Raw genomic sequence first — 14,824 nt, forward strand, 5'->3', positions numbered from 1 at the left:
TTTAATTGATCTTGTTCAAATACTGATTTAGTCTGCAGTCGTAAATGACGAGGTTTTAAGCTTCATTGATGATCCCTTCGGATTGGATCAGGTCTTTCACTGTCATAAGTGCTGCTGGTGCTTTAATCATCTGCATGCCTAAGATCGCCAAATTTTTAATGTATTCGAATATGACTGCGGCTTTATCGAAAATAGATATTTACACCAATTGCCGCTGCCACTCATGAATAAGCGCCCGCTCATAGATAAAGCTTCTTGACAATCTACTAAGCCGAAGTATTTAGCAAAAACGGATCAACATGCGTTGAGAGTATGGGTCAGTTATGCGATTTCTTCCATGCTATACTCACTAACTTTTTCTCGATTGCTTAATAAAAAGTCACCGATCGTTCGTCTCGCATCATTTTGTTTAAACGCTGCTTCTTCAATTTTTTGAAAAAGATACATCTGGTTCTCCCCTCTGATTGACGCCTGCAGTTTGTCTAGTACGCTCAACTCATCATTGTTTCTTTTTATTATAAGCGATGAGAAGGATGAAATGAAGATGGAAAAACGAGGATCAAGCTAGCTTTCGCCTATCCTCGTTCAAAATACAGAAAGTATTTATTTCCCAAAAAAGCTAGGACACCAATCAAGCACAACAAGCCTCCAGATAGAATCATCTGCATCCCTGCTGTTTCATTGCCGCTGACTAGTATCAGCAAGCGTGATGCATAAGGTGCTAACGTGACCCCTAAATTGTAAGCAACGATCGAGACGATCGTGCCAAACTTAGCTTCCGCTTCACCACCAGTCGTCAGTAAGTGGGTGAAAAAAGGCATGATGCTGCGAAAGGCAAAGCCTAATACTAAAGAACAACCCAAGAGCAGCCCCACCGTCTGCAAAGGATAAGTCAAATAGATGCTGCTTCCTGCAAGCAATGCCGCAATGGGCAGCAACCAGCGATGTAGGCGGCTATATATCAAGCCAAAGGCATTGCCTGCGATAAATGCCCCCGTCGCAATGGCGGCGATCATGTTACTGCCATCGGTCGCATCACCAATTCCTTTTTCCAACAACAACGGGGTGATCTGCAGATTGTAGTTGATAAACAAGACAACGATCAGAAACAAGAGCACCCCCAAAACAAATGACTTTTGTTTCCGTTCTTTTGAAACCGTGACGTTCGCTATCAGAGCCGCATCGGTGGTCGCTTTTGTTTCATTGGGAATAAACACCTGAACAAAAAAGAGACTGATCAAGGCAAAGCCATAAACGAAGAAAGAGATCTCCCAACTGATCTTCACTAGCTGCCCTACCAGCAAAGTCATAAAGATACCACCTAAACCACCGACGGCACTTTCTAACCCAAGGGCCTTGGCTTTCTTTTGCGGCTCATTTTGAAACAACAAACTAATCATTTGAATCGCCAAACGATTGAATAAGCCGATCCCAAAGCCAAGAATCGCGCGCGAAAGAAACAAGACGGGAAAGCTCCCCTGATACCATGCCGGCAGCGTGCCAAAAATCGCCACAATGACCAAGCCGGTGACCATCGTGTATTTTTTGCCGATCCTTTTTTCGATCATGCTAGTAGTAAAAATCCCCAGCAAAAGAAACAATGACGGAATCGTGGTCAGTAACCCGACGTAGACCGCATCTACTTCTGGAAAGCTTGCCGCAATCGCTGGAACATTGGCAGAAATCGCCGGTACCGAATAGACGACCATTGCCACCGACAACAGTGCCAGCAACTTCATTGAAAAAAATTTCATAGTTACCCCTTTTCTTTTTACAAAATACATTTTTTGTTTCTCTGAGTTCAACCAGATAAGACACCAAAGCAATCTTTTCCTACCTCTTTATTATTTGCTGGATCGCCAGCATTTGACCAATGCTTCCTACGCTGAGAATTTATGCTTGAAAAGCATTGGTCTTCTGCATTTGCTGCAGATCGTCACCGATAGTCTGCGAAAAAACCTTGCAGTCTGTTTTTCTGCAAGGTTTCCTTCGATCATTCATTTTTTATCAATCCTATCAGCTACACAAGACACCCTAAGAGAACTTATTTCTGCAGCTGTTCTATGATATCTTTCGTAATTGCCTCAGCAGTGATACCAAGTTCGGATAAAACGTCCGCTGCTCGGTAATTATCATAAAATTTCTTTTCTAAGCCATAGTTTTTGACGGCAATCTCACGATCACCAAGATAGCTGGCAATCATTTGTCCATAGCCGCCCTCTCGTATGCCGTCTTCCAACGTGACAACGAGTTTATGCGCTCGTGCCACAGCATCCAGCAATTCTTTGTCGACTCCTGAAATAAACTTAGGATTGATCACCGTTGGGGTAATTCCATGTTGCATTTCCAATTGTTCAGCGATCTCTTCTGCTAGCGCATAAAAGTTTCCGACACCGACGATGGCTACCTGTGTGCCAGCTTGAGTCACCTCATTTTTTTGATCGCTGTAGTCAGTAGAGGCTGCCACTGCCGTTTCGTTGACAGGTCCAACCGGTACTCGGATCGCAACTGGAGCGTTGGTTTGTTCCAGCGACCAATCCAACATTGCTAGATATTCTTCTTTAGAGGTTGGCGCAAGATAAACAAGGTTGGGAATATGTGCCAAAAATGGAATATCAAAAATTCCCAAATGGCTCTCGTCATTCATTCCATGAATCGATGCACCGTATACCAGAATCGTTCCAGGCAGATGATTTAGGGCCAAATCATGGGAAATTTGATCAAAACTACGTTGCATAAAGGTAGAAAAAACGGCCCAGACAGGTTTCGCTCCATTTTTTGCTAACCCAGCAACCATCGATACCGCATGTTCTTCTGCAATACCCACATCTACAAATTGTTTACCTGCTTTTTCTCGTTGTTCTGGAGAAAAAAGCAGCATCGGTGTACCAGCGTTTACTGCCACGACTTTAGGATCTGTCGCCATTTTTTCTAATAAATAATCCGTCGTTAAGCTGTTGTACGTTACTTGATTGCCCCCAGCAGAAATATATTCGCCTGTTTCTAAATGAAAGGGACCACCTGCATGAAACTTTTCACGATTTTCTTCCGCAAACTTGAAGCCTTTGCCTTTGATCGTATGAATGTGTAATAAAACAGGATGATCAATGTCTTTCACTTTTTCAAATAAAGCGATCAAGGCAGCGAGATCATTTCCTTCATCCAAATAGTGGTACTCAAAACCAATCGCTTTGAACAGATTGTCTGCTGCTTGCCCCTTAGTTTCCCGCAATGCCCGCAAATTCTGGTACATCCCCCCATGGTTTTCTGCAATCGATTGGTCATTGTCGTTGAGGATCACGATGGTATTGGTGCCTAATTCCACGATATTGTTCAAGCCTTCAAACGCTAAGCCGCCTGATAGAGAACCATCGCCAATCACGGCAACGACGTTATACGTTTCATTTTTCAGGTCACGGGCTTTCGCCACACCATTTGCCAACGAAACTGACGTGGAGGTATGACCGACCGTAAAGAGATCGTGCTCGCTTTCTTTCGGATTCGTGTAACCAGAAACCGCATCATACTGCGCAGCATCAAGAAAGGCATGGGCGCGTCCCGTCAACATTTTGTGGATATAGGTCTGATGAGACACATCAAAAATCAGTTTATCGGTGGGGGAATCAAAGACCTTATGCAACGCGATCGTCATCTCAACCATCCCCAGATTAGGGCCATTGTGCCCTCCATGGTGACTGATTTTTTCCAATAAAGCAGTTCGTGCTTCTACTACCAGTTCTTGAAGTTGCCCGCTGGTCAATTCTTTTAACTCTTTGGGGCTTTTGATTTTTTCTAATAACATGTACGTACCTCCTGTAGAAATGTTTGAATGGTTCGTGTGTTTACTCACAAGGAAAAAGACACGAAGTCGAAATGAGTAGATCGTTCTCTGGAATGAAAAAAGCGGCAATCGGAGCTGGACGCTCTTTTTTAAATTCCTGTCAAACCGTGAAATAGCAAGTTATCCTAAAGGGAAATCGTAATTTTTCTGAGTTTCAACAATCGCTGCTCATTTCTTCTATCTAAAAAGATACCACCTAGAGTTGACTTTAGGTCAAGCACTTTTTGTGAATTTATTCTGTTTTGAGCCTAACGTTACGGCACGCCCACCATAATGATACAAAAAAAGATAAGAAGCGCCTGCTTCTTATCTCGGGTTTACTTGTTCAATGGTCATTCTTAAGAAACCAAAATTTTTTTCATTGTCCGCTTATTCTTCTTTCTCTAAGCCAACAAGCACTCGCTGTTTACGGTTCGATTCTTCTGCAACAAAGTTTAAAACTGTTTTCAATTCGCTAGGCGTTGCCTTTTTCTGTAAGATCGAGAAGTTTCGATGATATTTTATCATGATTGTTTCTACTTTTTCTTTCTCAGTCATTGAGCTTCTCCTCCAATTCTTCCTTTGTGTATGTTAATGGCAAAGCGAACGATCCATTGTCAACTACCATCAACGTATGAGAATGGCGATTTTGAAAATCTTTTATAAAAATATTAACGGTCACATTTTCTTTATACAATTCCTTCATTTTAATCAAGTTATATCTTGATTGAAAAAAAGCATTTATAAAATGTTCTTTAGGAACAAAGCGTCCTTCTATTTTTTCACGTTGCTTCGTATAATTCCAAGCAATAAAAGGATCTTGATAGATATAATAGATAAGCACGTCATAATTCTTTTTTAAGCATCGCGCAATATTTTGATCAGCTTTTTTAGTGGCAAATGTCCCATCAAGAATAAAACTATACCCTTTTTTTAAGACTAAATCCAAAGCAGCATCAACAAGCAGTGCGTACCCTCTTTGAAATCGGTACGAATTATTTCCTAGATATCCTGGAAATTCCTTTCTAAATTGATCCGCATCGATCACACATAGATTGCTATTTAACATAGTCAGCGTTTGTGCAGTCTCCGTTTTCCCTGATCCTGGACTACCAGCCATAAAAATAGCTGTTTTATCAGTTTCTACCTGTTTTCCATCGATAACTGATGTAATCAATCTTTTTTTATTTTGTTTTGCATAGATTAAAGAAATATCATTCACCACTCTAAGTACACTCCCTCACTAACATTTATTAACTAACGTCTTACCAAAAAAACAACTTCTCTACCAATGCTTGATAAAGTGGCTTCTTTTATTGTGGTGAAACAAGAATCATTTATTGCGAGAAGTAAGATGTCAAAAATTTCTGTTAATGAACTATACGCAAAAAAAACAGACTACATTTGTCATGCAGTCTGTTTTCCAACTTTTTCTTTTTTTAGTGTTTTTCCCAGTGTTTTCAGAAAGATTGTTTTTCTATGCATATAAGAGAATCAATAAAACGGTTCATAGTTTCATGATTATTAACGATATAATCTGGGATTATATCACAATCAGTTTTAGTAGAATTTCTACGATTGACCCATACAGCTTTCCAACCAGCTTTTTTGGCACCAATAATGTCATTCACAAAGGAGTCTCCTACATAATAAGTAGTCTCTCTATTTAGCCTCATGGCCTTTTCAGCATATTGAAATATTTTCAAATCCGGTTTTGAAAAGCCGAGCTTTCCAGATACAAAGATGTTTGTGTCTGGTATCCATTTGTTTAGTCCTAACGCTTTTATCTTTTTCATTTGATGATCGGCAGGTCCATTAGTAATAATCCCTAACTGAATACCATTCTTTGAACAGCTATTAAGTGCATCTTTCATTTCAGGTAATAATCGAATTCTTTCTTGATTCATTTGATAATCGATTTGAAAATTTCTTCCCTGCTCATCCGTAATCGCTACCCCAAAATGTTTGAAGGCATTGCGAATGCGATAAATTTGCATGTCGCTAAGGGATAGCAAGCCTTTGGTTGTCTTATCAAAAACTTGATCACTGTACCTCCGACTCAAAGAAAAGAGCTCTTCAATCAGAATATTCCTAAACGAAAAATTTTTCTCATACGCTTGTTTAAATGGAACTAACTGATCATACAGTGTGTCATCAACATCAAAAATGACTGTCGCCATTTTAAATTCCTCCTTAACTAAAAAACCGGAAGAAAACACTCATAGATTGTGTTTTCCCGGTTAGTTAACAAATTATAGTGAATTGTAGGTATCAATGATATTCTCAACAGTAAACCCGTAATTGGTTATTACTGTGTCTCCCGGTGCACTCGCACCAAACCGATCAACTGAAATTGATTTCCCATGTAGACCAACATAGCGTTCCCAACCAAAGCTCGAACCCATTTCTATTGAAACTCGTTTTGTCAAAGAGCTTGGTAATACTGATTCCCGATACTCTTTAGATTGCTTTTCAAATAAATCAAAACTTGGAAGGGAAACAACTGAAACATCTCTTCCTTGTTTCAGTAATTCTTTTTGAGCTTTAATTGCTAGGCTTACTTCAGATCCTGTAGCAATCAATACACCATCTGGCGCTCCTTTAGAAGCATGCTTTGAAAGAACATAACCGCCTCTGGCTACCCCTTCTTCGGCCATTTTTAATGTTCCTTCAAGAACCGGTAAATTTTGTCTACTTAAAACTAATACCGTTGGTGTTTCCTGTGACCTCATAGCAACTTTCCAAGCAGCTACAGTTTCATTGCCATCAGCTGGTCTAATAACATGAACGTTAGGCATACATCTGAGGCTAGCTAATTGTTCAACAGGTTCATGGGTTGGTCCATCTTCTCCAACTGCTATAGAATCATGGGTTAACACATAGATTACTGGAACATTTTGTAATGCACTCAGTCTTATCGCTGCTCTCAAATAATCAACAAACACGAAAAATGTGCCACCATATACTCTTGTCCCGCCATGTAATTGAATCCCATTCATTGCTGCTGCCATAGCGAATTCCCTCACACCAAACCAAATATTTCTTCCACTAGGATTTTCAGGTGTAAACTCATCAGCACTGGCAATCATAGTATTGTTGGATTCTGATAGATCTGCTGAGCCTCCCCATAAATACGGGATCCCTTTTGCTAATTCCTGAATCGTTTCCTTACTTGTAACCCGACTCGCCGCACTTGTTCCTAACTCATATTTAGGAAGCGTATCGTCCCAGCTTTCAGGTAATCTACTTTCATGAGCAAACTGATAGTGTTTCGCTAAATCAGGATAACTTTTTCTGTACTCTGAAAAGAGAGTATCCCACTCTTTTTCCGCCTTTTTCCCCCTGGATAAGATATGGTGATCAAATTGTGCTCTCGTTTCTTTTGATACAACAAAACTGTTTCTTTCATCGACGCCATAGAATTTTTTAACATTTTTAGCATCTTCTTCTCCAAGAGGAGATCCATGAACTTTTGATGTCCCTTGATTCGCTGAACCATACCCGATTATCGTTTTAACTTCAATTAATGTTGGTCGCTCTACTTCAGATTTGCCTTTTTCAATGGCATGATAAATCATCTCAAGGTCATTCCCGTCTTCAACCAAAATATGCTGCCAACCATAGGCTTGAAATCTTTTTCCTACATTTTCTGTAAATGAGTGATCTGTTGGACCATCTAGTGAGATATCATTTGAATCGTACAATACAATTAATTTCCCTAATTTCATGTGACCAGCCATAGAACATGCTTCTTGTGATACGCCTTCCATCAAATCGCCATCGCCACACAAAGCATACGTATAATGATCGACAATGGGGAAACCTTCTTTATTGTAGGTAGCGGCTAAATGTTTTTCAGCCATTGCCATTCCGACAGCCATCGCAATTCCTTGCCCCAGAGGTCCTGTGGTAGCTTCCACCCCATCTGTATGGTTCACTTCAGGGTGTCCAGGAGTTTTGGAGTCCCACTGACGAAACTGTTTCAAGTCATCCATAGAAACATTGTATCCTGCTAAATGCAATAAGCTATATAGCATTGCTGATCCATGGCCAGCAGAAAGCACGAATCGATCTCGATTTGTCCATTTTTTTGCTGTTGCTGGATTGATTTTCAAAAATCTGCTCCATAAAACATAGGCCATTGGGGCGGCACCCATAGGTAATCCTGGATGTCCTGAATTTGCTGCTTCAATAGCATCAATGCTTAAAGTTCTTATCGTGTTGATTGCTTCTACATCATGATTATTAAACATTTTTCCTCTTCCTTAGACAAGAATAGCTAATCATATGATTAGCCATTCTTGTTCATTCATTATTTTTTAAATGCTTCCCAATCTTTTAAGAAGGTGGCAATGCCTTTATCCGTAAGAGGATGTGACCAAAGACTAAGAAAAAGACTACTCGGGATAGTTGCAATGTGGGATCCTAAATGAGCTACCGATTCCACATGATGCAAATTTCTAATACTGGCCGAAATAATCTCAGTATCGAAGCCATAAAAATCGATTGCTTGTCTTAGCTTTGCAATCAGCTCGTATGCATCTGTGCCAATATCTTCAAGTCTGCCAATAAATGGACTGATGAAGGTTGCACCAGACTTCATCGCTAATAGTCCTTGAGAAAAAGTAAAAATCAGTGTCACATTTGTCTTAATACCTTCTTTTGACAAGACATTGACTGCTTTTAAGCCTTCTTCTGTCATAGGAATCTTCACAACGACATTATCCGCCCACTTTGCAAGTTCTCTTGCTTCAGTGATCATTTCTTCAGCTGTTAAACCGATTACTTCAGCGCTGACAGGACCAGTGACAATCGAACATATCTCTTTAATTACCTCTTCAAAGTCTCGACCTTCTTTAGAAATAATTGTCGGGTTCGTGGTAACACCATCAACTAAACCTAATGAATTAATTTTTTTAATCTCATCTACATTTGCAGTATCTAGAAAAAATTTCATCTTGCTCTCCTAGTTGCCTACCTATTTGGCATTATTTTTGATACGTGTTGTAACACCCTTCAAATTGTAACATTCTGCATAATCCCGAATTGGGCGTTTGATATGATCGACTACATAACGCTGACCATCAATATTGTGCATTTTAAGGTTTGCATACATTTTTTCGATTTCAGCTTTTACTTCGTCATCGTTGAAAGTATAGTGACCAGCAATATCTAAAATTTCTGCTTGGAGTTGTGCATCATTTTGATCCATGATTTGACTAACCGTCAATTCTTTTTGTTCGCCAACCATCCATTTTCTCCAACGCTCACTCTTAATGGCATGTTCAAGCAATACATCACGCGTATTAGAAGCATCTTTAACCAACCCATATTCCACTAACTTTGCTTCGACAGCAGCAAGATTTAAATAAGCACGTGTTTCTTCGGTGCCGTACTGTGGCGCCACATTAGTCGCAGTGATGGATGAAGGAATGTGTTCTAATAAAGTGACATCATCTAAATAATCTCCATTATGTTCTTTCAAACCTACCCCGTATTTTTTAGCCATTTGAGCTAAATCATAAGCATTTTTGAAATGGAAAGTACCTACTTGTTCTGTCTTACGCGTCAATGTTCCCGTTTGTCCAACAATAAAAGTTGGCATTGGTAAGTCCCGTTTTTCTAACTCTTCTTTCAATTTTAAAATAAATGTTTCATAGGTTTCAGTGGATGTTAACCCACCATTTGTTTCCTCTGTCCCTACTTCATAACCAATTTCTGGTAACTTATGGGCTTTACGTTCCTTTTCACAGAAGTCAATCAAATCAACTGTACGTTCGAGTACCGTGTCTAATGGGATTACTTTACCGACTTCAAAGGGATCTTTTGTAGGATCAATCATTAGCAGATCAAAACCAGCTTCTATATCTGCTACATAAGATTTCTTACCTAGTTCCATCGCTTTTTCAGTTGGTAGATGATCATTACGCTCTTTGTCACGTTGCCAAGGTCCGCCATGATCTCGACATAAGTAATAAAGATTGTCATATCCGATGTCTTCGGCTACTTCTTCAACAGCTTTCGCAAAAGTAAATTGATTCCAGCCATTTACATATCCGCCCCCTAGCTCATCAGCATCTACTTGATTACGACTAGCAATAAACATGACAGGATAATCGTCTTCTTTAGATAACTCAAGGGTGGCTTGGACACAATTTTTTGACATTGGTCCAATCCCAAGCAATGTAGCGCTCTCACCAGTTGCTTGCAAATCTAATAACCCTTCTACGACTGTTTTGATTGGTAACTTTTCCATTTCAGTTACATCTCCATTTCTACTGTTAATTTGTTTATCTACCTTTTACAAGTAAAGTATAGAATCTATTATTCTTTCTGAATATTACATTTTTCTGCAACAAGTGAATGCATGAATCCTCCGACTTGTTGCAGTTTATCCAAAAGAGGTGTTGTTGAATTCCCAGCACGCATTATTTATGATTATTATGGATACTGAAAGATCTTTAAATTATGAGTGACAAAAAGAACGCTTGAGCATCGAATCTTTAAATAAGGGAACGAAAAATCAGCGGAGAGTTCATTCACACTATATAGTGGCGCTTGTCTGCCTTTGTGAGGTCTTCTGCATTTTTATGAAAAGGAGCTATTGAGCTGTATTAAAAAGTCAGTGTTTAAATGTTTAGACCCATTTCTCAAAAAAAGAGACGGGGACAGAAGTGTTAACCTTCGAGAAATAAGGAGGAATACAAGGAAATTACTTTTCAAATTTTGGGTATTTCGACTTATTTCTCGGGGTTGCTTTTCCCGCCGTTTAGACGTGTTTAGAGCGTGGGACAAAAGTGTTTTTTGCTTTTGTCCCACGCTCTCGCTAGCTATTTTTATTTTGTTATTTCTATTTTGCTACTTCTACTTGTTCTGTGTTCTCTTCTTTTTTCTTTCTTTTTTCATCAACTAAGCTTGGTTTTGTAAAATGAAGGATACCCGCTGAAATAGCTGCTCCGACAATGATGGAAAGAGCGTACCACAATTTACCATTCACAACCGGTAAGATAATAAATCCTCCGTGAGGCACTAATGCTTCTACTCCTGTTGCCATCCCCATTGCACCACCTACAGCACTTCCGATAATAATTGCTGGCAGAACTCGTTTGATATCTTTTGCCGCAAACGGAATTGCGCCTTCTGTAATACCAATTAATGACATAAAGAATGCTGAAATTCCTAAATCTTTATCTTCAGCAGTATATTTTTTCCGGTCAATAAATGTCGAAATTGCCATAGCCAATGGTGGGATTGCACAGGCAATTCGGTGGGCGCCATTTGGTCCATACACACCTTCAGCCATCAATGCTAATGTAAAGGCAGTCGCTGTCTTGTTAATTGGTCCCCCCATATCAACTGCTGTCATTGCACCTAGAATCAATCCTAAAATAAGAGCACTACCACCCTGCATTTGACCAAGAACTTTAACCAACCAATCCATTGCTAAACCAATTGGTACAGAAATTACATAAATATAGAACATTCCAAGTACAAAAGTCGTAACTACTGGTACGATCAAGATAGGCATGATCGTTTTGATGGTAGACGGAACTTTCCAAGTTTTGCACCAGCGAACAAAATAACCTGCAGCAACACCCATAATCATGGCTCCAAGAAAACCGGTCTTGACTTGACCTTCACCGATTGGATTATTTGCTACAAACCCTAAAATCATTCCCGGAACTAGACCAGGTTTCCCTGCTAATGAATTTGCAATATACCCAGAAAGTAAAGGAATCATCATCGCAAAACCTGCAGCACCTAAATCATTTAAGTTTTGCATAAAAGGATTAGTGATCTCCATTCCGGTATCAGTTGCTTTCCCGGTAGCTAAAGCGACTGCCAGAAAGATCCCCCCGACAACAACTGATGGCAACATAAAAGAAACCCCTGTATTAAAGGCTTTTTGTAAGTCTTTAAAAATTTTATTCTCTTTTTTCATTTTTTTGAGTCTCCTTCTTTATAATTTTTCTGCTTCATCAATATATTTGGCAGGGTATTTGATCATATCACCAGGCTCTACGTTTAAGGTTTTCCCCATCTCTATTTTTTCTTCAAAACGTTCGCTATCCTCTACATCGATAGCAACTGCTAAAATTAAGACGTCTGCTTGATCAATGTCTTCTTGTTCTAGCTGATTTTCAATTCCCATGCTACCTTGAGTTTCGACTTGGACTTCATGTCCGCGTTTTCGGCATTCTTTTTCGATCGCTTCTTGTGCCATATACGTATGAGCGATCCCTGTTGGACATGCTGTAACTGCTACTATTTTCATTCTAAATTCCTCCTTAAATTTCAATTGAACTCAGCTGTTCATATATTTTATTTTTATCTGTTTCACTCAATAACTTATCTCTAAAATCATCATTTAGTAATTTCTTGCTTAATTGCGAGATAAATTTTAGATGCATCTTGCCTTCGCTGTTTTGTGGAACACCAATCAAAAAGACGAGGCGAACCATTTCTTCATTTTCTTTTGTCCATTGAAAAGCTTTATTTACTCGTAAAAAGGCGATGAATGGATGCAATACCGCTTCGGTTTTCCCATGGGGAATCGCGATGTCATACCCGATCGCAGTCGGAACTTCAGACTCACGTTTTCTTACTGCTTGATACAGTTCATCTGCATCTTCGACATAGCCAACAAATTCAGCTGCCTCGACGATATGTCGGATCACTTCATCTTGATCAGCTAAATCACTATTTAATAAAATCAAATCCGGAGTAATAACTCCTTTATCACTTTTCTGAACATTCTCCACTTTAATCACTCCCAATTCTTCTATATAACATTTCATTTGTCGTTGAATCTCGCAATTGCTTTAAGTGCTCATTGTTATCAATGATGTTATAGATATCTGACAAAATATTCCGTGTCTGAAAGGTATCCTGTTTCGCAATACAAATTAAAAAAATCAAATCGACATAATATTTATTCCATTTAAATTTCTTTTTGTTTTTGACTACAACAATGATCGTTTTATTGACGTATGTCGAATTCCCGTGAGGGACAGCGGTGCCAGAAGGTAAATCAGTACCGCCCAACTCTTCACGCTCTAGGACTGTTTGTCTAAATGATGAGCTTACGTAATTCCTCTGTATCAGTCTTTCACCGACTTGATCGATCAGCTCTTCTTTAGAAGAAAAGTTGGTATTCACATAAATAAGATCTTTCGTAACAAATTTCATCAGATGATGCGCTCGCACAAATTCTAGAACCTTATTCTCAGACTCTGGAAGCGAGTTTGAATACTTAATTCGTTCTATATCTTCTTTCGTTAAAAATGGTGAAACCAAAATAACTTCCTTTTTAGGAATATCTATCTTAATGGTTGAGATAATCATGTCATAGTCTTCAAGAGTCATCTGTTCCAATTCCGGCACAGAGGCTACTTCAAATGAGTCCAATGATGGTAAAACATTTTTGATTCGATTTATCAGCAGTTCCGAAGTTGCAATCCCCATTTGACAAACAATCAAGATTTTTCGATTTAATCGTGCGCGTTCGATTGCAGCTTGGAAATACATTGTCAAAAAGGCAATTTCATCCTCATTAAAACTAAGCCCTAATTCCCGTTCATATTCACTTAGTACCACCCAAATAACATTGAAGGTTAAAGAGAATTCGTTTTTTATTTGTAGGGTAAATGGGTTCTCCGTTTTGTTGTTCGTCCTTAAACGATAAATCATTGGGGGAATATGATTTTTTAACTGTTCCTCCAACTTTTGATCACTGGCAAAGTTGATATTCAGTGCAGTTGAAACTCTCGAAAGTAATTGTTCAACAATCACACTATCTATTTCTTCCTCTGGCAAAGGTTCAAAACGATTAGAGATCAGTTGCAATGATAAGTATTGAACATCTTCGTTCGTATAAGAAAACCCCAAACGTAAAGCTGATTTATGCAACAAACGAACAGCACTTTCCTCAAAGAAAACTGTTGCCACATTGGCCTCAGATTTTTTTATTTCCTCGATGTGATGACCTTTGAAAACCCGAAAAACTAGAATAATAAAAATGTTCAAGATGTTTTGCACATAATAGTCAGAAATAGCGTTTACATTTTCTCGAATATAGGTATACAAAATATTCGAGCAAGCACTGATCAAATTTTCGCCATAGTATGGACTTAATAATTTAATTTTTTCGGCAAAATCCTCATCGTATAGTTCTGAATTATTAAGTAAATAGCGATTAAACTGCAGCAATGCTTTTTGAACGTCTTCCTCTGTCCCCAATAATGACGTGCCATGAACATCGCTGCACAGCTTGATACTTGATCCAACATTCAATATTTTCATAATGAATTCAAAATCTTTAATAATTGAAGTTTTACTCACCATAAATCTTTCCGATAGATGGTTGAAGCTAACCACCTTTTCATCGAATAACAAGGTACTCATGATCTCAATTCTTCGGTTGAATGTATTGTAAAGATCACTTTCCTCTTTCTTATTCTCGATTCCCTCAACTTCCTTGAAACGTTTTAGCGCAATACCAACTCCGCGCTTTTTCTCAAGATATTCTCCCGAGCTCTGGAGATATTCTTCAATGATCCCTAATTCGCTGTGCGTCGTTCTTTTTGAAACACCCAATTTGCTTGCAAAATAATCGACTGTTTTAAAGTCACTTTGTCGCACTAATAACTCTAATAATTTTTTTTGTCTTTTTGTAAGCATGATGATAACCACTTCCTTACTATCCAAAATAAAGGCCTTAATCTTTTGATAGCGTTATCAGGATCGTAACCTTATTATAGATGTGCTTTAGAAAAAAGCATATTACAATTCATTGCAACAAGTCGATACAACATCTCACTTACTTGTTGCAGAAAAGGCACTTAAATAAATATAAGTATTCCTTTAAATTCTCGAAAATAATATCAATCACATTGAAATCACGTTTATAAAACAACTTGATTTCCTATAGAACTTATAATCATATCATAACCTCAAAAAGATCGATTTATTTTGATGTCTCATCTATTATTACTTAAAAAAAGG

The 14,824-nt window shown here is 38.6% G+C and carries 13 protein-coding genes; all 13 read right to left on the minus strand.

The annotated features are described in order from the left end of the window. Positions 1-321 precede the first annotated feature (321 nt). Complete coding sequence (locus QN079_RS13075; RefSeq protein ID WP_289229906.1) at positions 322-447, minus strand: hypothetical protein; 126 nt, start codon at positions 445-447, stop codon at positions 322-324. Positions 448-575: 128 nt separating this feature from the next. Further along, entirely contained in the window at positions 576-1,754 is a 1,179-nt protein-coding gene (locus QN079_RS13080; protein ID WP_289229907.1) for an MFS transporter, read from the minus strand. 290 nt (positions 1,755-2,044) lie between these two features. Further along, positions 2,045-3,802, minus strand: a complete 1,758-nt coding sequence (locus QN079_RS13085) for a 1-deoxy-D-xylulose-5-phosphate synthase (RefSeq protein ID WP_289229908.1) — start codon at positions 3,800-3,802, stop codon at positions 2,045-2,047. A 408-nt stretch (positions 3,803-4,210) separates the two neighbouring features. Beyond that, positions 4,211-4,378, minus strand: a complete 168-nt coding sequence (locus QN079_RS13090) for a hypothetical protein (protein ID WP_005234163.1) — start codon at positions 4,376-4,378, stop codon at positions 4,211-4,213. Next, entirely contained in the window at positions 4,371-5,045 is a 675-nt protein-coding gene (locus QN079_RS13095) for a zeta toxin family protein (protein WP_289229909.1), read from the minus strand. Before QN079_RS13095 ends, QN079_RS13090 begins: the two co-directional genes overlap by 8 nt. A 235-nt stretch (positions 5,046-5,280) precedes the next feature. Then, positions 5,281-6,000 carry an HAD family hydrolase gene (locus QN079_RS13100; protein WP_002334615.1) on the minus strand — a complete coding sequence of 240 codons (720 nt, stop codon included), beginning with the start codon at positions 5,998-6,000 and terminating at the stop codon, positions 5,281-5,283. A 72-nt stretch (positions 6,001-6,072) separates the two neighbouring features. Continuing rightward, entirely contained in the window at positions 6,073-8,073 is a 2,001-nt protein-coding gene (gene tkt, locus QN079_RS13105; protein WP_289229910.1) for a transketolase, read from the minus strand. Positions 8,074-8,132: 59 nt separating this feature from the next. Further along, positions 8,133-8,777: a fructose-6-phosphate aldolase gene (gene fsa, locus QN079_RS13110; protein WP_289229911.1), complete on the minus strand. Its 645-nt coding sequence runs from the start codon at positions 8,775-8,777 to the stop codon at positions 8,133-8,135. Between the two features lie 21 nt (positions 8,778-8,798). Then, positions 8,799-10,076: a class II D-tagatose-bisphosphate aldolase non-catalytic subunit gene (locus tag QN079_RS13115; RefSeq protein ID WP_289229912.1), complete on the minus strand. Its 1,278-nt coding sequence runs from the start codon at positions 10,074-10,076 to the stop codon at positions 8,799-8,801. Positions 10,077-10,670: 594 nt separating this feature from the next. Next, positions 10,671-11,762 (minus strand): PTS fructose transporter subunit IIC, encoded by a 1,092-nt coding sequence (locus tag QN079_RS13120; protein ID WP_142968582.1) that lies wholly within the window; start codon positions 11,760-11,762, stop codon positions 10,671-10,673. A gap of 18 nt (positions 11,763-11,780) precedes the next feature. Next, positions 11,781-12,095 (minus strand): PTS fructose transporter subunit IIB, encoded by a 315-nt coding sequence (locus tag QN079_RS13125; protein ID WP_142968583.1) that lies wholly within the window; start codon positions 12,093-12,095, stop codon positions 11,781-11,783. 13 nt (positions 12,096-12,108) lie between these two features. Continuing rightward, complete coding sequence (locus QN079_RS13130; RefSeq protein ID WP_289229913.1) at positions 12,109-12,618, minus strand: PTS sugar transporter subunit IIA; 510 nt, start codon at positions 12,616-12,618, stop codon at positions 12,109-12,111. Beyond that, positions 12,584-14,512, minus strand: coding sequence for a BglG family transcription antiterminator (locus QN079_RS13135; RefSeq protein ID WP_289229914.1), 1,929 nt, complete (start codon positions 14,510-14,512; stop codon positions 12,584-12,586). The genes QN079_RS13130 and QN079_RS13135 overlap by 35 nt, the downstream gene beginning before the upstream one ends. Between the last annotated feature and the right edge of the window lie 312 nt (positions 14,513-14,824).

The organism is Enterococcus sp. FZMF (assembly GCF_030263915.1).
Taxonomy (GTDB): domain Bacteria; phylum Bacillota; class Bacilli; order Lactobacillales; family Enterococcaceae; genus Enterococcus_D; species Enterococcus_D casseliflavus.

Coding starts and splice junctions, on each gene's coding strand:
- QN079_RS13075 (WP_289229906.1), bottom strand. CDS start 447: ATGTATCTTTTTCAAAAAATTGAAGAAGCAGCGTTTAAACAAAATGAT.
- QN079_RS13080 (WP_289229907.1), bottom strand. CDS start 1,754: ATGAAATTTTTTTCAATGAAGTTGCTGGCACTGTTGTCGGTGGCAATG.
- QN079_RS13085 (WP_289229908.1), bottom strand. CDS start 3,802: ATGTTATTAGAAAAAATCAAAAGCCCCAAAGAGTTAAAAGAATTGACC.
- QN079_RS13090 (WP_005234163.1), bottom strand. CDS start 4,378: ATGACTGAGAAAGAAAAAGTAGAAACAATCATGATAAAATATCATCGA.
- QN079_RS13100 (WP_002334615.1), bottom strand. CDS start 6,000: ATGGCGACAGTCATTTTTGATGTTGATGACACACTGTATGATCAGTTA.
- tkt (WP_289229910.1), bottom strand. CDS start 8,073: ATGTTTAATAATCATGATGTAGAAGCAATCAACACGATAAGAACTTTA.
- fsa (WP_289229911.1), bottom strand. CDS start 8,777: ATGAAATTTTTTCTAGATACTGCAAATGTAGATGAGATTAAAAAAATT.
- QN079_RS13115 (WP_289229912.1), bottom strand. CDS start 10,076: ATGGAAAAGTTACCAATCAAAACAGTCGTAGAAGGGTTATTAGATTTG.
- QN079_RS13120 (WP_142968582.1), bottom strand. CDS start 11,762: ATGAAAAAAGAGAATAAAATTTTTAAAGACTTACAAAAAGCCTTTAAT.
- QN079_RS13125 (WP_142968583.1), bottom strand. CDS start 12,095: ATGAAAATAGTAGCAGTTACAGCATGTCCAACAGGGATCGCTCATACG.
- QN079_RS13130 (WP_289229913.1), bottom strand. CDS start 12,618: ATGAAATGTTATATAGAAGAATTGGGAGTGATTAAAGTGGAGAATGTT.